Source organism: Clostridium sp. CTA-19, assembly GCF_054767855.1.
On record NZ_BAAABH010000013.1, the window covers coordinates 1 to 22,159 of the forward strand.

The window sequence follows — 22,159 nt, forward strand, 5'->3', positions numbered from 1 at the left end:
GGCTACTTTGCTATACTTTGGGATATATGCTTTTGTTAATTTTAATTTTTCTCCAATAGCAATCGAAGTCGGTCCCCATTATTCAGTTTTAGTAACACACCTAAGCAAGCAATGCCTCTAAGCATTGGCTCCATCACAAATGGGACTTTCCCAGTTAAAAGTTAACAGTGAATAGTTAACAGTTGTGGTTATTACTATTCGCTATGCTCTCAGTAATACTAACCGTATTTTTAAATCTAGTTTTGCTAATAAAATCTAAATAAGTAATAAATTACGGTCTTAGCTCCATAACAAATGGGACAGGCACGGTAAATTTATTTTCTTCGCTAACATCTGATGCTCTCCTAGTTTTATATTTTTCAACTAATAAATCAAAGCCAGTCCCTATCAATTCCAAAAGCTAGTAATCAAGTTTCATCCTGAACTCTTACCTATTAATTCTTAACTTTTAACTATCTTAAGGACCGGCTTTGATTTCTTTAATTTTTATTGATAATCTTTCGGTTTAACTGTGAAAATAACTTAAGGAAATTATACTTAGATACACCTTTCCTTCTTGTTATGGCTCTACATTTTGAATATATCTTTAGTTAAGAGTTAAGAGTGAAAAGTCAATAGTTATGGTTATTACTCCTCACTTCGTTCATAGTAATACCAAACGTACTTTTTATAAATTTGCAAGGCAAATTATATTAATAAATTAAAAAGAAAGTGGTTGCCACTTTCCTCCTAAACTCTTAATTTTTAACTATTAACTCTTAACTATCTAAATTTCAGTTTCAACCACTTATTATTTTTAATCATCTACCAGCCTATATCCTACCCCTACTTCTGTATGAATATATTCTGGATTCATTGTATTTTTTTCTATTTTCCTTCTTAAACTTGCCATGAATACCCTAAGGGTTTGTGTTTCATTACCAATACTTCCGCCCCAAACCTCATGAATTATAAAATTATGAGTTAAAACTTTTCCTGCATGTTTGCATAATAGTGAAATCAATTTATATTCTATTGGTGTTAAATGGATTTCTTTTCCTTCTATTGTAACTTTTCTTTTTTCAAAATCTACATTTAAGTCTTTCACTTTGAAGCTCTTCATAACCTCTTTTTTATCTTCCATAGTTTGTTTATGCCTTAGTGATACCCTTATTCTTGCTAATAACTCACTTATTCCAAATGGCTTTGTTAAATAGTCATCAGCACCTCTATCTAATGCTTCTACCTTTTGTCTTTCATTATCTCTCGCTGAAACAATTATTATAGGGGTTTTTGTCCATTCCCTTATCTTTTCTATAACTTCTAGTCCATCAATATCTGGCAGTCCTAAGTCTAGTATTATTAGATCTGGATTATGTGACATAGAAAGAGCTATCCCTTCAAATCCCTTATCAGTTTCAATATACTTATATCCTTGAACCTCCAAAGATGCAGTAATAAAATTTCTTATTGGCTTATCATCTTCAATTACAAGTATATAAGGTTTATTATCCATATCAACACCACCCTTTATTAAATTATTTTCTATTTAGGTAGACTAAATTTAAATATGGCTCCACCTTCTTTTTTATTAATTGCTTTTATTGTGCCACCATGAGCCTCTACTATAGATTTACAAATAACAAGTCCTAACCCAACACCTCGTCTTGAATCAGAAGCCTTTTTCCCATCAGTAAAGAACCTATCAAAAATATATGGTAATATCTCTTCTGATATTCCTGCACCATTATCTATTACTTCAAAAAACACATACTGTTCTTTTTCATATAAGTTAATATTTATTATACCGTCTTTCTTTGAAAATTTTACAGCATTATCTATAAGGTTTATTAAAACCTGTTGAATTAAATTTCTATCCATAGGCAATAATATTATATTTTCAGGAAGCTTAACTTCAATTTTATTATCTTTAAAATACTTGGAACTTCTTTGAATAGCTTCATATATTACCTCTTCAACTAATTCCACTTCTTTTTTAATTTGCATTTTCCCTTCATCTACTCTTGTCATACTCAGTAGATTTTCAACTAATCTTATTAACCATTGTGTATCTTCATAAACACCTTGAAGAAGTGTACCTTTAGTTTCTTCTGAAATATTTTTTCCATTCTCAATTATAGTGCCAATAGAACCTTTTATTCCAGCTAAAGGACTTCTTAAATCATGAGATATAGCTCTTAACAAATTACTTCTTAATCTTTCTCTTTCAATTTCCATCTTTGAGTTTTCCTGCTCTTTTAAGAATATTTCACGCTCTATTGCTATAGCTATTTCACTAGTTACAGTTCCAATTATAAATTTTTCTTCTGGATCTAATGTGCCTTCACTACAAGAAACGCCTATAACTCCTAAAACTTTATTATGACCTTTCACCGGTATATAATAACCTTTCGCACCATAAAAAGTATTAGTTCCTGAACCAGATTCTTTATCATTTAAAAAAGTCCAATATGCAACTGCTTCTTCATTTCTTGTTAATATTTCACTATTACCATCTTTTCCATCAATTTTATATATAAAAGGTGTTGAAAGTGTATCTTCATTTACTAAATAACATACAACCGTTCTATTAGTAAGTCGCGATATATATTTTATACCTATTGATACAGCATCTGCCGTTCCTCTAGCACTTAACAATTTTTTACTTACTCTATATAAAATCTGAGTTCTTTTTTCTCTTGCTACTGAGTTAATTGCTTGTTTTTGTATTTTATTAGTTAACATTCCTATTATAAATGCAACTATCAACATAATAGGAAAAGTGATTAAATAATTTTTATCATAAAAATGTAGTGATAATCGTGGTTGAGTAAGTAAATAATTAAAGAGCATTACTGCTATTACTGAAGATATTATTCCTATTAAATGTCCAGTAGTTACAATATATATTAATATAACTCCTAATGTAAATACCATAATAGAATTTGCCTCTGAAAGGCCAACATAGTCAAAAAATAACGTAATTATCGTTGCAATAGTCATAATACAGCTAGCTTTCAAAACCTCTTTTATTAAATCTTGTGAGTCTATTTTAGAATTTTCTTTTACTTTCTTTATATTCTTTTTTTCATTTGAACTTGGAATTATATACAAATCAATACAATCATTATAATCTATTATTTTTTGGGAAATATCTTTTTTTAAAAACTTAAATATATTTGTTGATTTCACATGATTTTTACCAACTATTATTTTAGTTATATTTCTAAACTTAGCATATTCAATTATTTGTTCCACAACATCTTCACCATAAACAGTTACAATTTCGCCTCCTAATTCTTCTACTAAGTTAAAATTATCTTTTAAAGATTTTTTTTCTTCCTTACTAAAGTTTTCACATTCTGTATTTTCTACATATATAGCTATCCATTTACAATGATGAGCTTCGGCCATTCTTGCTGCACTTCTTATTATCTTAGATGAGGATGGAGAAGGACTAATACATGCAAGTATTTGTTCTACTGTAGCAAGCACTGTAATTTGACCTTTCGAAAGCCTTACACTTTCAACCTCATAATTTACTCTATCTGCTGTCCTTCTTAATGCAATTTCTCTTAATGCAAAAAGATTACTCTTTTTAAAAAAGTTATTAAAGGCCTTTTGCGTTTGTTCTTTGCTATAAATTTTCCCATCAGAAAACCTATTTAAAAGTTCATCTGGCTCTATATCAATTAACTCTACTTTATCCGCATCATCAAATACTTTATCTGGTATTGTTTCTCTAACAAAAACATTTGTTATATCTTCAACTACATCATTTAAACTTTCAATATGCTGAACATTTAATGTAGTATATACATCTATTCCTACATCTAATAATTCGTCTATATCCTGCCATCTTTTTTTATGCCTTTCTCCAATTGCATTAGTATGGGCAAGTTCATCTACTAAAATTATCTCTGGTTTTCGAAGTAGTGCCTCATCTAAGTTGAACTCTCTTATTTTTACTCCTTTATAATTAATCATTTTAGGTTTTATATTTTCAAGCCCATATATAAGACTCATAGTTTCTGGTCTTGCATGAGGTTCAATATAACCAATAACTATATCTTTTCCTAATGCCTTTAAGTCGTGAGCTTCCCTTAACATAGAATATGTCTTGCCTACACCTGCTGCATATCCAAAAAATATTTTTAATTTCCCTCTATTAGAAGTCTCTTCTTCTTTTTCTATTTGATTTAAAAGGTACTCTGGATTTGGTCTTTCGTAATCCATTTTAAAACTCACATCCAATCCTTATAAATTTAGTTTATATATTTATAATTAAAAACTTAATATATATATATTCCTTTATTTTAATGAAATAAACTGAAACTTTAAATTATACTCATAATATTAACTATTTTTTACATAAAAAGAAACTGGTTTTCCAGTTTCTTTTTAATTAATATATACAAAAACTATTTTTTATTAAGTTCTGATTGTATTGCTATATTAGCTTTAAGAATATTTACTTTTTCTTCTCCAAATACTCCTAATAATTTTTTATCTGTTGACTTTTCAACTATTCTTTTTAAATTTTCTTCACTTATACCTGATACCTTTGAAATACGTGGTATTTGGATTTCTGCTGATTTAACAGTTATATTAGGATCTAATCCCGATGCTGAACTAGTTAACAAATCCGTAGGGATATCTTCCTTTTTCACTGTTGGATTTTCTTTTAAAAATTTTTCTATATCATCTTCAACTCTTTTTGTTAAAAGCTTATTTGATGCACCTAAATTTCCTGATCCAGAAGATGGTCCCTTATAATCTGTATCTGAGGAATAGGTATTATAATTTACACTAGATATTCTCCCTTTTAAAAATTTAGAATCTGTAAAATCCTGTCCTATTAATTCTGACCCTACTGCTTCTTCACCTATTTTTATTATGCTTCCATTAGCTTTTTTATTAAAAACCACTTGGCTTATTCCTGTTAGTAACAGTGGATAAATAAATCCACATAGTATTAATAAAACTAAACTTAAAAGAACTGCTTTTTTTAATACTTTCATTTTAGATATTCCACCTTCCTTAAACAATTTATAAATTCACCACTATAAAATTTTTTCTATTTTAAATTACTTCTAAAACAAATACTAATATTATAAGCTTAAAATTGTTATTATTGGTGATATCATTAAGTCTATAATTTTTATCCCTAAAAACGGAACAATTATTCCACCTAATCCAAATATCAACATATTTTTTAATAACATAACTTCTGCTTTCATTGGCTTATATTTTACACCTTTCATTGCAACTGGAATAAGAATTGGAATTATTATTGCATTAAATATTAATGCTGATAATATAGCACTGTTTGGCGTTGATAGCTTCATAACATTTAATATTTGCATTTTGGGTATAGCTATTGTAAAAATTGCTGGTATTATAGCAAAGTACTTTGCAACATCATTAGCAATACTAAAAGTTGTTAATGCTCCACGAGTTATTAAGAGTTGTTTACCTATTTCTACAACTTCAAGTATTTTAGTTGGATCTGAATCCAAATCAACCATGTTAGCTGCTTCTTTTGCTGCTATTGTTCCGCTATTCATTGCAAGCCCTACGTCTGCTTGAGCTAATGCTGGGGCATCATTTGTTCCATCGCCAGTCATTGCTACTATTTTTCCTTCTTCTTGTTCTTTCTTTATTGCATTTATCTTATCTTCTGGTTTGCACTCTGCAATAAACCCGTCTATTCCAGCTTCTTTTGCTATAGTAGCTGCTGTTAATGGATTATCCCCTGTGCACATTACAGTTTTTATTCCTATCTCTCTAAGCCTTTCAAATTTTTCTACTAGACCAGGTTTTACTGTATCTTTAAGATAAATAACTCCGTAAATTTTTTCATCTACTACAACGACTAAAGGAGTCCCCCCTAGCTTTGCAACTCTATTTACTATATGCTCTACTTCTTTTGGTACAGTTTCCCCAAATTCACTTACCCTTTCTTTTATAGCTTCAAATGCACCTTTTCTAATAGTTATTCCATTTTCTAAATCTACTCCACTCATTCTTGTCTGAGCTGTAAATTCTATAAATTGAACGTTTTTGTATAAATTTTCATCAATTTTAATTCCTAATTTATTTCCTAAAGATACTATTGATTTTCCTTCTGGAGTATCATCTTTTAAAGAACATATTACCGCATATTTTATTAATTCATTTCTATTTATACCTTCTATTGGTATAAAATCTGCTGCTAGTCTATTTCCAAAGGTTATAGTACCTGTTTTATCCAATATCATAGTATCTACATCGCCACAAGCTTCAACTGCTTTCCCTGACATTGCTATAACATTAAACTTTGTAACTCTATCCATTCCAGCTATACCTATAGCAGATAAAAGCCCTCCTATTGTAGTTGGTATTAAACATACAGTTAATGCTATTAGTGTTGCAATAGGAAGTTTAACTCCTAAATAATTAGCCATAGGATACAGTGTTACAATTACAACTAAAAAAATCAAAGTAAGACTTACTAGTACAGTATTAAGTGCTATTTCATTAGGAGTTTTTTGTCTTGATGCCCCTTCTACTAATGCAATCATTTTATCTAAAAAAGATTCTCCTGAAGATGTTGTTATTTTTATTTTTAGCCAATCACTAACAACCTTTGTTCCACCTGTTACTGATGAAAAATCTCCACCACTTTCTTTTATAACAGGAGCCGACTCTCCTGTTATAGCTGATTCATCAACGGATGCAACCCCTTTTATAATTTCTCCATCACTTGGAATTATATCTCCATTTTCAACTAATACTATATCGCCTTTTTTTAAGTCACAAGCACTTATAACTTTAACTGTGCCCTTATTATCTAATAATTTTGCTGTAGTATCCTTACGAGTTTTCTTTAATGCTTGTGCTTGTGCTTTTCCACGACCTTCTGCTACAGATTCTGCAAAATTTGCGAAAAGAACTGTTATTAATAAAATTACTGAAACTATACCATTGTACATTCTAAGATTATTTCCACTATCTCCAAATAAGTTTGGAAAAGCTGTTAATAATACTGATATACCAAATCCTATTTCTACTACAAACATAACTGGATTTTTCATCATATATTTAGGATTTAATTTCTTAAAAGCTTGAATTATAGAGCTTTTAAAAATATCCTTTGTTATAAATTTAGATTTTTTCTCTTTACTATCCATAATTACAAGTCCTTTCATAACTTATATAGAGTTCTAAACTAAATTCTAAAGTTATTCATTTATCAAGTGAGAAAGTTTAAATTAATATAGGGTTCCAAGTTGACTTTTAAAGTTATTGAATAAATTTAAATTGAAGCTTGTTTCCCTATATAGGTCCAAAATCACATTTCAATATTAATACCAAAGATTTAAATGTTCAGTTATTGGTCCTAATGCTAATGTTGGCAAAAATGTAAGTGCTCCTATTATCAGTATGATAAATACTAATGTTATAGAAAAAGCAATTCCATCTGTTCTTAAAGTTCCTAAACTCACATTTACCGGTTTTTTAGCTAACAAAGAACCTGATACTGCAAGTAGTATTGCCATAGATAAATACCTTCCATAAAACATTACTATTCCTGCCATAACATTCCAGAATGGTGTATTATCAACTAATCCTTCAAACCCAGAACCATTATTAGCTGCAGAAGATGCAAACTGATAAATTACCTGTGTTAATCCATGAAATGATGGATTAGATATGGATGAAACTCCACTTGATGTTATAAATGCTAAAGCTGAAGAAATTAATATTAAAAATGGATGTATCATTATAGCTAATGCTATTAGTTTAATTTCTTTTCCCTCTATTTTTTTTGATAAAAACTCTGGTGTTCTTCCAACCATAAGTCCACATAGAAATACTGCAAGTATTGCATACATAATTACATTCATAAATCCGACGCCTTCTCCACCAAAAACAACATTAAGCATCATATTCATAAGTGCCACTGCACCACTTAATGGCATTAATGAATCATGCATATTATTTACACTACCGGTTGTAAAAGATGTTGTTATTGTAGTGAACAAAGTAGATTGTCCTACACCAAATCTTACCTCTTTCCCTTCCATATTCCCCATAGACTGATTTAAACCTATTTGGGATAATACTGGATTACCTGCCATTTCTGATTTATAACATATTACTAATCCTAAAATGAATATTATTGACATTGCTAAAAATATTGCAAATCCTTGTTTTTTGTTTTTTAGCATTAATCCAAAAGTATATATTAATGCTCCTGGTATAAGCATCATAGATAACATTTCTATTGTATTACTTATAATTGTAGGATTCTCAAAAGGATGTGCTGAGTTAGATGCAAAAAAACCACCACCATTTGTTCCTAGGTGTTTTATAGACTCTAATGCTGCTACTGGCCCTAATGTTATATCCTGCATTTTACCCTCTATTGTTGTTACTGTTTCTATACCTTTTAAAGTTTGTGGCACTCCTTGTGAAACCAAAACAAGTCCTATTATTATTGATAATGGTAATAAAACTCTTGTTATAACTCTTACAAAGCTTACATAAAAACTACCCATTGTTTTTCCTGTTATACCTTTCATAAATGCTACAACTGCCGCAAATCCTGTAGCTGCTGATGTAAACATCATGAAAATAATAACTGCCATTTGACTAAAGTGTGAAAGCGCTGACTCTCCTGCATAATCTTGAAGATTAGTATTGGTCATAAAACTTATTATAGTGTTAAAAGCTAAGTCTTCTTTCATTGCTCCTACATTGTTAGGATTTAAGATATGAAATTTTTGAGTTCTTAATATGATATATCCAATAAGAACCATAACTCCATTTACTACTATAAGTGTTAAGATGTACTGTTTCCAATTCATATCTTCATCTTTATCTATTCCACATATTTTATAAATTAAATTATCTATTTTATTAAAAATTTTATCTCCAAAAGCCTTTTCTCCAGTAATTACTTTATATAGATACTTTCCCATTGGTATTATTAATAAAATAAATACTAATAAAATCAAAAATATTTGAATCCAATCCATAAGTCTCCCCCCTAATAGATTCTAAAATTTTTCTGGATTAAAAAGTGCGTAAAACAAATATATAAATAATAGAACTAATGTTATTATTAAAATCCACATAAAAGTTCCTCCTTATTTGTACTTTCTATTAATTTGTTTTTTACACCAAGTTGTAAAAAAACTTATTGAACAAAATGCTAATAGCAAGCTAGTACTAAAAACTAAATCCATCATTTTTTAATTCCTCCACTAATTTTTGTTAACATGATAAAAACTATATTAGCTTTTTTCAGTATGTAAATTTCTCTATGGATTTTATATTAGCACTGCCTATATAAAATTAGCATTAAGATTTCTTATGCTATATAAAGATTGTATAAAGATTATAAATTAACTAAAATTCAGCTTAAATATTTATACTTTCTTTATACTAATTGGTAATTTCTTAATCCTATCTTCATATTAAAGTTGCTAAAATTTACTTATTACAGGATAAATTTTTATTATTCATTAATTTAAATATTATAAATATGTTTTGAAAGGTGAGAACTATATGAGATTTGATGATTTAATTAAAAAAGCTATTATTGAAATTAAAAATGAAAATTTTCTTAAAGCAACTGAATATATACACCTAGCCATATCTGAAGATGATAATTCAGCTAAACCACATAATTTACTTGGTATTATTGAAGAAATAAATGGTAATCTAGAGCTTGCTAACAATCACTATAGATCCGCTTATTCTTTAGATCCTACTTTTAAAGCTTCAGATAATAACTTAAAACGAATAACATCTTTTTATTATGTATTTGATTTAGAAGAAATTGACTTTGGAGAAACTATAGGGAAACAAGCTCTCATTTAAATTTATTTGTTAAATTTAAAAAATCAATGTATATTTTTATGTTTTTTATCCATAATAAATATTGAAACGATTTGAAAATCTTATTTTTACAAAAGATATTTCAGTAAGAAACTAAAGAAAATCTCATCAGATACCAAAGAAAAGAGGGAACATTAAGTTCCCTCTTTATCTTTTTAAGATTATATTTTTATTTAATTATAATAATCAATTTTATAAATTCTTTTAAAAGCTTATTTACTATATTACAAAGCTATAATAATTAAGATAGGAATTTATTGATTAATCTTTTTTTATTAATTCAATTTCTTTCTTTAATTTTGTTATCTCTAATGTTAATTCATTTATTTTTTTAGCAATCATAATAAGTTCTTCATCATAATTCTTTCCATTATTCCCCTGATTAACATTATTATTATTTTGATTAACATTATTATTATCTTGATTAACATCAGGATTATTTATATTAAAGTTATTGCAATCAAAACACCTTCCCGGTCCACCTTCAAAATATTGTTGCTGAGCATTGTATGTTACTATTGCCTGACCAATTAACATTAACCAATTTCCTATTGCATTTTGAACATTAAACGGAGTATCCCCACCTATGAAATTGCCTATCATTTCTGCAATAACTATAAATGTTTGTGGATCCATTCCTTGAAAATCATTATAGCCCATTAAAATTCCCTCATATTGCTTGATTAATATATATTATTCTAATCTTAAAATCAATATGACAATTTATTAGACTTCTTTTTCCTTTAGTTTCTCTAGCATATCTTTTGTCATTTTAGCTAAATCATATTCTGCCTTAAATCCCCATTCTTTTTTAGCACAAGTACAATCTATTGAATTTGGCCAAGAATTTGCTATTGCTTGTCTTATTGGATCTGGCTTAAATTCTATTTCAAATTCAGGTATGTGTTTTTTTATCTCCGCTGCTATTTCACTTGGTTCAAAACTCATAGCTGTTATATTGAATGCGTTTCTATGCTTTAATTTTGAAGCATCTGCTTCCATAAGAGTTATTATTGCATTTATTGCATCTGGCATATACATCATATCCATATAAGTTCCTTTATCTATATATGAAGTATATTTACCATTTTTTAATGCTTCATAATAAATATCTACAGCGTAATCTGTTGTTCCGCCCCCTGGAGGAGCTACATAAGATATTAATCCTGGGAACCTTACTCCTCTAGTATCTACACCAAATTTAGTATGATAGTAATCACATAACAATTCACCTGAAACTTTAGTTACTCCATACATAGTTTTTGGTCTTTGTATTGTGTCTTGTGGAGTACTATCTTTTGGTGTATCTGGTCCAAAGGCACCTATAGAACTTGGTGTAAAGAACTTGCAATTTAATTCCCTAGCTACTTCTAACGCATTTACAAGTCCACCCATATTTATATTCCATGCAAATTGAGGTTTTGCTTCTGCAACTGCTGAAAGCAATGCTGCCAAATGAACTATAGTATCAACCTCATACTTTTTAGCAACTTGAAGCATTCTCTCTCTATCAAGTACATCTATTATTTCAAATATTCCACCTTCTACAATTGAATTGCCTTCAGGTTTTCTAATATCGCTTGCAACTACATTATCTTTTCCATATCTGTTTCTTAACTCTGTAACAAGTTCTGTCCCTATTTGACCTAAACATCCTGTGACCAAAATTTTTTTCATAGTTTATGCCCCCTATTTTTTGTTGATATGCTGTTTTTTTAAATCTAAATTATTCCCATTTCTTTTCCTACTTTTTCATATATAGCAATTGCTTTATCAAGCATTTCTTTTGTATGTGCTGCTGTTGGCATATTTCTTACTCTTGCTGTTCCTAATGGTACTGTTGGGAATACTATTGATTTTGCATATACACCTTCCTCATATAATCTTTTACTGAATTCTTGAGCCTTATCTGCTTCACCTATTATACAAGGAGTTATTGGTGTTTCACTGTTTCCTATATTAAATCCAAGTCCCTTTAGACCTTTCTTTAAATAGTTTCCATTTTCCCATAGTTTATCATTAAGTTCTGTGCTTTCAGTTAATATATTTATAGCTTCTATACAAGCTCCTGATGCCCCTGGAGTAAGTGATGTTGAGAATAAAAATGGTCTTCCTCTAACCTTTAACCAATCAATTAAATCTTTAGATCCTGCTACATAACCACCTACAACACCTATTGCTTTAGATAATGTTCCTATTTGAAAATCTATCTTATCTGATAATCCAAAATGCTTAACTGTTCCTGCACCTTTACCTAGAACCCCTGAACCATGAGCATCATCAACATAAGTTATTAAATCAAATTCTTCTGCTATTTCAACTATTTCAGGAAGTTTTGCTATGTCCCCATCCATAGAAAATACACCATCTGTTATAACCATTATTTTTTCATAAAGTCCTGACTCTTTTGCTTCCTTTGCTTTTTCTCTTAAATCAACCATATCTGAATGATTTACTCTTATGATTTTTGCACCTGATAATCTACATCCATCTATTATTGATGCATGATTTAAAGCATCAGAAAGTATAGCATCTTTTTTATTCATAACTGCTGATATTGCAGCCATATTGCAATTAAATCCTGATTGAAATGCTATAGCCGCTTCTGTATGTTTAAATTTAGCTAATTTTTTTTCTAGTTCAACATGTATGTCTAAAGTTCCATTTATAGTTCTAACTGCACCTGCACCTGCACCATACTTTTCAGTTGCTTTTATTGTTGCATTAATCATTCTAGGGTCTGTTGCAAGACCTAAGTAATTATTAGAAGAAAGATTTATTAATTCCTTTCCTCCTATATTTATAATTGGGCCATTAGATCCGTTTATTACATTTATTTCATTATATAAACCTTTACTTTTTAAGTCTTGTAAATTTGTTTTTAAAAAACTTGATAGCGCTTTACTTCCCATTTTTAACCCTCCAATACTTAACTTTTTTTAAATTTAATTTTAATTTATATTATTATTAATTTATAAATTAAATGCTATTTTTAATTATTAGGTTTAAATTTTATAAACTCCCTAATTAATGAATACTTCTAGCACACCTCTATAACAAAAGGTACAGAGGCATAATTACCTAGTTTTTTATACTTAATAATCTATACTTTTGTTGATTTTTAATTTTTTTCTACAATGTTCAAAATCAGTCCCTGTCCTCTAAGCTACAAAATAGCCAATTAATTTAGACAAATTTATTATTATAGGGAAACAAGCTCAAATTTAAATTTATTCAATAACTTTAAAATATTTTTATACAAAATATAGTGTTGAGTTCCAAGTGATTCAGAGCATGTCTCACTATTTTAGGTATCCAAGTTTTGGAATGGATAATTTTAAAAGTCAACTTGGAACCCTATAATTCAAAATATAATTATTAACATTATTACTATTATTAGTTGCTAGATATAGATCTATAATTCAAATCTATAAATTTTATTTTCATACTATATATTTATTAATTAATAATTCAAATAGACAAACTAATATTTATTAGTAATCATTTATGATTTTCTACATTTTTTTAGGAACTCCTTCTTTATTTTTTGAATAGTTTAAATTTTTAAATTATTTTTTCTTTAAAAAATCTTATTTTATATATTTCTTATATTTAATTTTACTTTTTTAGAAAATAGTTTAAATTTATTGTAATTCACAATAACTATATTCTAATTTTAAATAAATCATCTAAGAATTATTTGCCAAAATAATATTCTAATTTTATTATTGACTGTATCGTAATATATAGATATAATAATATAGAACTTACACAGAGTATATTTTTTAAAAACGTAATAATAATTTTAGGATTTAAAATAACACATAAGAAGGGGTAGATTGAATGAATTTTTATAAAAAATATGGTTATATTATATTTTTAGCATTTTTAGTACTTTCATTGTTTAATATGGCATTAGCTAGCATTGCAGTAATTTGTATGATAGCTCCCATTATTTTAGCTCTATTAGGCAAAGGTAGATTTTGGTGTGGAAACTTTTGTCCACGTGGTAACTTCTATGATAATATTATGAAAAAAGTTTCACCTAAAAAAGAAGTACCTAAATTTTTTAAAAGTACTATACTTAGAACTTTCATGGTATTTTTCCTTATAGGAATGTTTTCAATGGGCGTTAAACAAAACTGGGGGAATCCAGCTGGTATCGGCATGGTTTTCTATAGAATTATTGTTATAACAAGTATTGTTGGAATAATTTTAAGTATGCTTTATTCTCACAGAACTTGGTGCAACTTCTGTCCAATGGGAACTTTATCTTCTTTGGTTGCTAAAGTACGTAGGAAAAATGTAGCTCTTAAGGTAGATAGTTCTTGTGTAGGATGTAACCTTTGTGCTAAAAAATGTCCAATGGGCATATCAGCAAAAGAATATAAGAATTCACATATAACAAATACAGAATGTATACACTGTAATGAATGTGTATATGCTTGCCCTAAAAAAAGTATAAATTTAGATACTAACTTATAGTTATAGGGAAACAAGCTCCAATTTAAGTTTATTCAATAACTTTAAAATATTTTCATACAAAATATAGTGTTGAATTTGAAGTGATTCGGAGCATGTCTCACTATTTGGGGTATCCAAGTTTTGAAATGGATAATTTTAAGAGTGAACTTGGAACCCTATAATATGCAGCTTAATAAAAAACATAGCTAAAATAAAATTTAGCTATGTTTTTTTATATAGTTATACTATAATTACTACTCACTATATTTCTAATAATTCTAACCGCACTTTTTCTATTTTATATAAATTTGCAAAGCAAATTATATTATTAGATTAAAATAAACTGGACTGGAGTTTCATCTTAAATTATTAGATTTTAACTTTAATTTTTAACTATAATGAGTAATACCCTCTATATTCTTCTGGTAATAATTTTGATATAGAAGTCATTATTTCCCACATAGCTCGAGTATGATATTCTTCTCTTGTTTCTTCTTTAGTTTTAGCTGGTAATTTGAATGGTTTTCCTATTTTCATTGTTACATTAGCACTACAAATTTTTTCTTCTTCCATTGAACCTTCTGGATTTATAGGTAAAAACTTTTCTGTATCTGTAAGACCTATTGGAACTATTGTTGCTTTAGTCAATTTAGCTATTAGTATTATACCTTTTTTAGCTTCTATCATTTTTCCATCTCTACTTCTTGTTCCTTCTGGAAAAATCATTATGTTTCTTCCTGATTTTAATTTATTTATTACTGCTGCTATTGCATCCTTATCCGCAGAATTAGGTTTTATCATAACACATTCTATTAGTTCTAAAATTAAGCTTGTGAATTTATTATGACTTAACTTTTCTCCTGCCACGAAAACAGGTTTATACTCTTCTAATTCATTGTTTATAAATATACCATCTGAATTACTTAAATGGTTAGATATAAATATTATAGGACCTTCTATTCCTTTTAAATTTTCTTTACCTTCTACTTTTAAATTAGCATATTTATCTATATACTCATCTACTTTTTTTCTTATTACCTTAACCCTTAATGGTTTAGGTAATTTGCCTACAATAGTCATTTGGCTTTTTATACTCATTATTTTTCACCTTTCTCATTTTTAAATATTTTATCATAATAATCTTTTATGTACGGAGAGTTTATAGTTTTATATATATTGTCTAAGTCTTTACCTTTCATACTTTTATATGTAACCATTGCATTTCGTATTAAAGTATTTTTTCCTCTCCATCCACAGCTACAATTTTTATACTTATTTTTAAAATCACTATTATTCAAATTTATAACATCTAATAAACTGTCATTAATCATAAAATCAAAGGGTTTAAATTCATCTATATTAGAATAATGTATTTCTTTATTGTAAGGACACACATTTTGACAAATATCACAACCAAAAATCTTTCCTTCAATATATTTCAATTCATTCTTTGATAAATGTTTTTTCTGAGTTATATATGATAGACATTTATTAAAATTATTATCTATTTTAATTTTTTCCAATGTGTTGGTGGGACATGCCTTTAAACATAATTCACAGCCTTCACAATTTTTACTTATAGGTGTGTCTGGTTCTAATTTTAAATTAGTTATAACTTCTCCTAGAAATACATAGGAACCATATCTTTCAGTTATAAATGTATTGTTTTTTCCTACAAAACCCAAACCAGAAAGATATGCTATATATCTCTCCGGTAATGGATTATTATCCACAAACCCTTTGGAATCTATCCCCATATTCTTTAGATAATCACATATCAATTGTAGATAACTTTTAACTACTTCATGATAATCTTTACCTTGTGTATATTTAGAAAAATATTTATTTTTTTTACTTTCTTTATAGCAATAGGGAACAGCAATAGATATTATACTCTTACCATTTTTCATAAGATTAAATGGGTCTATTCTTTTTTCTATATCTTCTTCCTCAAATTCCACATAAAAACCATTATTTTTTCTATAAGTATAGTATTCTTTTAGTTCATGAAAAACTCTACAGTCTGTTATACCTACTAGCTCTATTCCTATAGAGTTTATATATTTTATTAAATCTTTTTTTATTTTATCATTCATAAAATCAACCTATCCTTATTTTAGTTAAGAGTTAATAGTGAATAATTAAGAGTTTAAGTTCAATTTTAAACTTATATAGGGTTCCAAGTTGACTTTTAAAATTATCCATTTCAAAACTTGGATACCCAAAATAGTGAGACATGCTCCGAATCACTTAGAATTCAACACTACATCTTGTGTAAAAATATTTTAAGATTGTTGAATAAATTTAAATTTGAGCTTGTTTCCCTATATAATCTATAAACTATTTAAATATTTCAAAGCAGCATGTGCTACTTTTTCACTATTTTTTATCACTTTATCCATCGTTTCATATCCTGTTGTTACAGTACCACAGGCAAAAATTCCTTTTGCAGAAGTTTGCATATTTTTATCTAATACTATTTCTCCAAACTCTTTAGTTTTAATTCCTATTTTTTCTGCTATTAAAGATTCTGGCTTCATGTATATAGATAATATTAATGTGTCACAGGTTACCAATTTTTCTGTGTCTTTTATTGGTTTTTTATTATCATTAAGCTTAGTTATTTGAACGCTTTCTACTCGTCCTTTACCAATAACTTTTGTTACCCTTGTATTTGTCATTATGTTTATATTAAAGTCTTTTATAAAATTTTTAGCTTCTTTACTAACCGCTTTTATTTTATTAGTTGTTTCTATTATTCCTTTTACATTTGCGCCTTCTAAAATCAAGCTTCTTGCTGCAAATATAGCAGTATCTTCTGAACCTAATATAATAACATTTTTTCCTGGAAGTATTCCTTTATTATTAATTAATTTTAATGTTGAAACTGCACCAATTATCCCTGCACATCTGTGACTTAATATATTTTTATATCCTAATGGACGTTCTCTACAACCCATTGCTAATATAATTGCTTTACTTTTAAAATTTAATATTCCTTCTGGACTTATAGCTATAATCTTATCATTTTTATCTATCTCTATAACATTTGTTAATGTTTTATAATCTATATTATATTCTTCTATTTTTGTTTGTAATGAATATATATATTCTGGAGCTGTTAATACCTCACTAGAATATTTATTTTTAAATCCACTATGAACACAACAATTTAAAATTCCCCCAAGTTCAAATTCTCTATCTAGAATTAAAATATTCTTTACACCATTTTCTTTTGCAGTTAAAGCAGCAGTTATTCCACTAATTCCACCACCTACTACTATTAAATCGTATTCCCTCACAAAATCACCTCTATAATTATAAATAACTAAGTTACTATATAGTTCTAATTTACACTTTTATCAGATAAAAAATTTCCATATAAATAAAAACTATATTATTGAAGAATTGATAATTATTCATTGTGAACTTCTTCAAATTGTAATATTCTCAATCAAAACTCAATGTATAAGTTAAATCTAAAAATTACATCTCTAAATATAAGGTTCCAAATTGACTTTTAAAATTATCCATTCCAAAACTTGGATACCCCAAATAGTGAGACATGCTCTGAATCACTTGGATCTCAACACTATATTTTGTATGAAAATATTTTAAAGTTATTGAATAAATTTAAATTTGAGCTTGTTTCCCTATAGAACTTCAAACTTAAGCTTAAATATACATTAATTATAATATATATATTTAATCTCTTCCACTTAATAGATTAAAGGATTTAATATTTAACAATTTAAATTTTTTAAATTATACTATAGAAAATTTAATAAATAAATATTTTTATATTGATGATTATATAAAAATCCTAAAAAAATAGTAGCCTCAAATTCACAATTTGAAAGCTACTAATTTTTATAAAATAAAGTGTTAAGCAAAATGTATTTTTATTTTTTACTATTTTTTATTTGCGTCCATATCTCATCATAAAGCTTAGTTGCTTCACCTACATCTTTTATTAGCTCATTTTTTTCTACTGCCTCTCTTGGTGGATAGACAGCTATATCTTCAAGCTTTTCTTTTGACATAAGTTTTTGAGCTTCTTTGTTAGGGTTTGCATATGGAAACTCTTCCGAAACTTGCAAACTTACTTGTGGATCGTATATATAATTTATAAACTTTTCAGCCAATGCTTTATTTTTTGCTGTTTTAGGAACTACAAAATTATCATATTGTGGAACAACACCTTCTTTTGTAAGTATTGTTTCTAAATTAGGATTTTCTAACTTAGCAAGATATGCTTCTGTTCCCCAAACATATCCTATTGAGGCTTCTCCATTTATTAATAGTGTTTTTGGTGATTCACTATCAAAAGCCTTTATATTTGGCATTAACTTTACTAAGTCTTGTTTCGCCTTTTCTAATTCTTTTGGATTTTTAGTATTTATATAGTAGCCATTTTTCTGAAGTGCCACTCCTATCATAACCCTTGGATCATCTAAAACTACCATAGAATTTTTAAACTGTGAATCCCACATATCTTCAAAAGATGTAATATCTTTATCTATTTTGCTTCTATCCACAACTATATAATTTCCACCCCACATATATGGAAAACTATATTTATTGCCTGGATCAAAATCTAAATTTAATACATTTTCGTCTATATTAGACATATTAGGTATATTACTTTTGTCTAATTCTTGTACTAAATTTTGTTTTATCATAACCTCAATTGCATAATCACTTGTTATTATTAAATCGTATGGAACATTTCCACCCATAAGTTTTGCAAGCATTTCTTCATTTGATGAAAATGTCATGTAATTTACGTTTACATTATATTCTCTTTCAAACTCTTCCACTACAGACTCAGGCAAAAATTCTGACCAGGTAAATATGTTTAAAGTTTCTTTTGGCGTAGCTGTTTTACCTGAAAACATTGTAAAACCAGCTCCAAAAATTACTAGTACTATAGCAATAAATGTTATAACTTTTTTTATTTTTTTATTCTTTAATACATTTCTTCTAATACCTTCAGCAACTATAACTATAGTTAATGTAAATACCATCATTACAGTAGATAGTGCATTTATTTCTGGTGTTACACCAAATTTAACCATAGAAAATATTTTTAATGGTAATGTATTACTCTCAGGACCTGCTGCAAAGAAACTTATTATTACATCATCTAATGAAAGTGTAAATGCAAGCAGTCCTCCAGCTATTATTCCTGGTGATATTATAGGCAAAGTTACTTTAGTTAATGTTTGCCAAGGCGTAGCACCTAAATCTAAGGCTGCTTCTTCTATAGAATTATCAAACCCTTCTAATCTTGCCCTTACAACAACTACTACGTATCCGATACAAAATGTTATATGAGATAATATTAGTGTTGTTAACCCTGCCTCTAAATTTAACATAGAGAAAAATACAAGCATTGATATTCCCATTACTATTTCAGGAATAACTACAGGAACATATAAAAGTCCCTCTATAGCCTTTTTTCCCTTAAACTTATATCTATACATTCCAATAGCAGCTAAAGTTCCTATTATAACAGCGAAAAAAGTACTTATAAATCCTATTATTAAACTGTTCTTTAGTGCCATTAATATCTGATCATTTGTAATTAATTTCTTATACCAGTCTAGTGTAAAACCTGTCCATGTAGCATTTAATTTTGAGCTATTAAAAGAAAATACTATAAGTACTACAATCGGTAAATATAAAAACATATATATTAATGTAGTGTATATTTTTGATATTATACTCATTTTGTTTTTCATTTCTATAAGACCTCCTTAGAGGCATCTTTACCTTTTGTTGCTTTAAAATATAGTCCTATTGCTATTAACATAAGTAATATTAATACTACTGCTATAGCTGCTCCAAAAGGCCAATCTCTAGATGTTAAAAACTGATTTTTTATCAAATTAGATATTAACATTGTTTTACTTCCACCCATCAAGTCAGAAATAAAGAAATATCCTAAAGTTGGTATAAACACTAGCATACATCCAGCTATTATTCCTGGTTTTGTAAGCGGTAATGTTACATCTTTAAAAGTTTTAACTGGTGATGCTCCTAAATCACTAGCTGCTTCTATATAACTCATATCTAATTTTTCAATTGATGTATATATAGGAAGTATCATAAAAGGTAACATAATATACACCATACCTAAAAGTACAGCTCCGTCAGTATATAACATTTGTATTGGTGATGATATCATTCCAATTTTTAGTAATAATGTATTTATTACCCCTTCTGTCCTTAAAAGTATTATCCATGCATAAGTACGAACTAATGAATTTGTCCAAAATGGTAATATCACTAAAAGTAATAATATAGACCTATACTTTTTTTTTGCTCTTCCAATAAAATATGCAAATGGATACCCTATAATTAAACATCCAACAGTTGTTAAAATTCCTATTAAAACTGTTTTCCAAAGTATTTGTAAATATATTGGTGATAACAGTCTTTTATAATTTTCTATTGTTAAAGGTAATTGAACTTCTCCGTATTCACCTCTTGATAGAAAACTAAACAAAAATACAATTGTAAGTGGCACAACAAAAAAAGTCACTAACCACAAAGTTACGGGTCCTACTGTAGCTAATAGTGATTTTAAATTGTTTCTATTTTTGTGAAGCTTATTAACTTCCTTTGTTTTCTCTAACATTATTGAACCACCACTGCATGTTTAGGATTCCATATAGCAAATATATTTGGTTTATTCTGCTCTTCTAATGAATAAACTTGACTTATAGGCTCTGCTACAATAAACTCTGTTCCATTTTCAGTTGTAACAACAGTTTTTATTACAGAACCATTATAAATTCTTTCTTTTACTTTTACTTTTATTCCGACCATTCCATTATCTATATTGTTAGAAAGTTTTATTCTTTCTGGTCTAATAGCTAAACAAATTTCCTCTGTAATAGAATTCTCAGTATGTCCTATGAGAATATCTTCTCCAAATTTGTTATCTACAAGATATAATTCTTCTCCTCTTTCTAACACAGTTCCCTCAAATAAATTCGTTTCACCAATGAAGTTTGCCACAAATTTTGTTCTAGGTTTTTCATAAATTTCTGAAGGTGTTCCTACATGTTCTATAACACCATTGTTCATTACTACTATTCTATCTGACATTGTTAGCGCCTCTTCTTGGTCATGAGTAACATATATAAATGTTATTCCAAGCTTTCTTTGAAGCTGTTTTAATTCAAGCTGCATTTGTTTTCTTAACTTTAAATCTAAAGCTCCTAAAGGTTCATCTAAAAGTAATACTTTCGGATTATTTATTACCGCTCTTGCTATTGCAACCCTTTGTTTTTGACCTCCTGAAAGTTCGCTAGGCATCCTTTTTTCAAAGCCTTCAAGTTGAACCATTTTCAGCATTTCATGCACTTTTTCTTTTACTTCACTATCTTTTACATTTTTAACCCTTAGTCCAAATGCTATATTTTCATAAATGTTCATATGTGGAAATAGTGCATAGCTTTGAAAAACTGTATTTACACATCTTTTATATGGTGGTACTTTTGAAATTTCCTCTCCGTCTATAAAAATCTCACCTTTTGTAGGATTTTCAAACCCTGCTATCATTCTTAGTGTAGTAGTTTTGCCACAGCCACTAGGTCCTAGAACAGTTAGAAATTCACCCTTTCTTATATCTAAGGAGACATTATCCACTGCCAAAAAATCGCTTTCTAAAAATCCTTTGCTTATTCCTTTTAATTGAACCATTACATCAATCAAGAAAATCACCCCTGCTTTCTAATATTTTTTATTTATATATTTTTTAAGGAATATACCGGAAATAACATTCTTTCCTTAATATACCTAATTATTAACAAAATAA

General features: G+C 28.0%; 17 protein-coding genes. 2 read left to right on the forward strand and 15 right to left on the reverse strand.

Annotated elements, in window-relative coordinates; genetic code table 11:
- Positions 1–796: 796 nt before the first annotated feature.
- From ACYUE0_RS08760 to kdpF, 6 genes are all read right to left on the reverse strand, one after another.
- Complete coding sequence (locus ACYUE0_RS08760) at positions 797–1,495, reverse strand: response regulator (protein WP_010293727.1); 699 nt, start codon at positions 1,493–1,495, stop codon at positions 797–799.
- A gap of 29 nt (positions 1,496–1,524) precedes the next feature.
- Positions 1,525–4,215 (reverse strand): ATP-binding protein, encoded by a 2,691-nt coding sequence (locus ACYUE0_RS08765; RefSeq protein ID WP_460270242.1) that lies wholly within the window; start codon positions 4,213–4,215, stop codon positions 1,525–1,527.
- A 185-nt stretch (positions 4,216–4,400) separates the two neighbouring features.
- Positions 4,401–5,000 (reverse strand): potassium-transporting ATPase subunit KdpC, encoded by a 600-nt coding sequence (gene kdpC / locus ACYUE0_RS08770; protein ID WP_460270243.1) that lies wholly within the window; start codon positions 4,998–5,000, stop codon positions 4,401–4,403.
- A gap of 90 nt (positions 5,001–5,090) precedes the next feature.
- A complete protein-coding gene (kdpB, locus tag ACYUE0_RS08775; RefSeq protein WP_460270244.1) occupies positions 5,091–7,151 on the reverse strand; it encodes a potassium-transporting ATPase subunit KdpB in 2,061 nt (686 codons plus the stop codon).
- A gap of 174 nt (positions 7,152–7,325) precedes the next feature.
- Complete coding sequence (gene kdpA / locus ACYUE0_RS08780; protein WP_460270246.1) at positions 7,326–9,002, reverse strand: potassium-transporting ATPase subunit KdpA; 1,677 nt, start codon at positions 9,000–9,002, stop codon at positions 7,326–7,328.
- Positions 9,003–9,023: 21 nt separating this feature from the next.
- Positions 9,024–9,101 (reverse strand): K(+)-transporting ATPase subunit F, encoded by a 78-nt coding sequence (gene kdpF / locus ACYUE0_RS08785; RefSeq protein ID WP_081496272.1) that lies wholly within the window; start codon positions 9,099–9,101, stop codon positions 9,024–9,026.
- A gap of 433 nt (positions 9,102–9,534) precedes the next feature.
- Between kdpF and ACYUE0_RS08790 the strand changes: the two genes are divergently transcribed.
- Positions 9,535–9,849, forward strand: a complete 315-nt coding sequence (locus ACYUE0_RS08790) for a tetratricopeptide repeat protein (protein WP_460270248.1) — start codon at positions 9,535–9,537, stop codon at positions 9,847–9,849.
- 279 nt (positions 9,850–10,128) lie between these two features.
- Here ACYUE0_RS08790 and ACYUE0_RS08795 read toward each other — a convergent pair whose 3' ends face one another.
- The 3 genes from ACYUE0_RS08795 to ACYUE0_RS08805 all read right to left on the reverse strand — a co-directional run bounded on the left by ACYUE0_RS08795 (position 10,129) and on the right by ACYUE0_RS08805 (position 12,779).
- On the reverse strand, positions 10,129–10,527 hold the full coding sequence (locus ACYUE0_RS08795; RefSeq protein ID WP_199869717.1) for a hypothetical protein: 399 nt from the start codon (positions 10,525–10,527) through the stop codon (positions 10,129–10,131).
- Between the two features lie 66 nt (positions 10,528–10,593).
- Positions 10,594–11,544, reverse strand: coding sequence for an L-threonine 3-dehydrogenase (locus tag ACYUE0_RS08800; RefSeq protein WP_460270253.1), 951 nt, complete (start codon positions 11,542–11,544; stop codon positions 10,594–10,596).
- Positions 11,545–11,588: 44 nt separating this feature from the next.
- Positions 11,589–12,779, reverse strand: coding sequence for a glycine C-acetyltransferase (locus ACYUE0_RS08805; protein ID WP_061996307.1), 1,191 nt, complete (start codon positions 12,777–12,779; stop codon positions 11,589–11,591).
- Positions 12,780–13,710: 931 nt separating this feature from the next.
- Between ACYUE0_RS08805 and ACYUE0_RS08810 the strand changes: the two genes are divergently transcribed.
- A complete protein-coding gene (locus ACYUE0_RS08810; RefSeq protein WP_460270254.1) occupies positions 13,711–14,352 on the forward strand; it encodes a 4Fe-4S binding protein in 642 nt (213 codons plus the stop codon).
- Positions 14,353–14,724: 372 nt separating this feature from the next.
- Here ACYUE0_RS08810 and ACYUE0_RS08815 read toward each other — a convergent pair whose 3' ends face one another.
- The 6 genes from ACYUE0_RS08815 to ACYUE0_RS08840 form a co-directional block, all read right to left on the reverse strand.
- The gene (locus ACYUE0_RS08815) at positions 14,725–15,429 is read right to left on the reverse strand and encodes a lysophospholipid acyltransferase family protein (protein ID WP_061996305.1); all 705 of its coding nucleotides are present in this window, start codon (positions 15,427–15,429) and stop codon (positions 14,725–14,727) included.
- On the reverse strand, positions 15,429–16,427 hold the full coding sequence (queG, locus tag ACYUE0_RS08820) for a tRNA epoxyqueuosine(34) reductase QueG (RefSeq protein ID WP_460270256.1): 999 nt from the start codon (positions 16,425–16,427) through the stop codon (positions 15,429–15,431). The genes ACYUE0_RS08815 and queG overlap by 1 nt, the downstream gene beginning before the upstream one ends.
- Positions 16,428–16,664: 237 nt before the next feature.
- Positions 16,665–17,633 (reverse strand): NAD(P)/FAD-dependent oxidoreductase, encoded by a 969-nt coding sequence (locus ACYUE0_RS08825; protein WP_061996303.1) that lies wholly within the window; start codon positions 17,631–17,633, stop codon positions 16,665–16,667.
- A gap of 600 nt (positions 17,634–18,233) precedes the next feature.
- The gene (locus ACYUE0_RS08830; RefSeq protein WP_460270257.1) at positions 18,234–20,075 is read right to left on the reverse strand and encodes an extracellular solute-binding protein; all 1,842 of its coding nucleotides are present in this window, start codon (positions 20,073–20,075) and stop codon (positions 18,234–18,236) included.
- Positions 20,076–20,077: 2 nt separating this feature from the next.
- On the reverse strand, positions 20,078–20,974 hold the full coding sequence (locus tag ACYUE0_RS08835; protein ID WP_061996301.1) for an ABC transporter permease: 897 nt from the start codon (positions 20,972–20,974) through the stop codon (positions 20,078–20,080).
- A complete protein-coding gene (locus ACYUE0_RS08840) occupies positions 20,974–22,056 on the reverse strand; it encodes an ABC transporter ATP-binding protein (RefSeq protein ID WP_061996300.1) in 1,083 nt (360 codons plus the stop codon). Before ACYUE0_RS08840 ends, ACYUE0_RS08835 begins: the two co-directional genes overlap by 1 nt.
- Between the last annotated feature and the right edge of the window lie 103 nt (positions 22,057–22,159).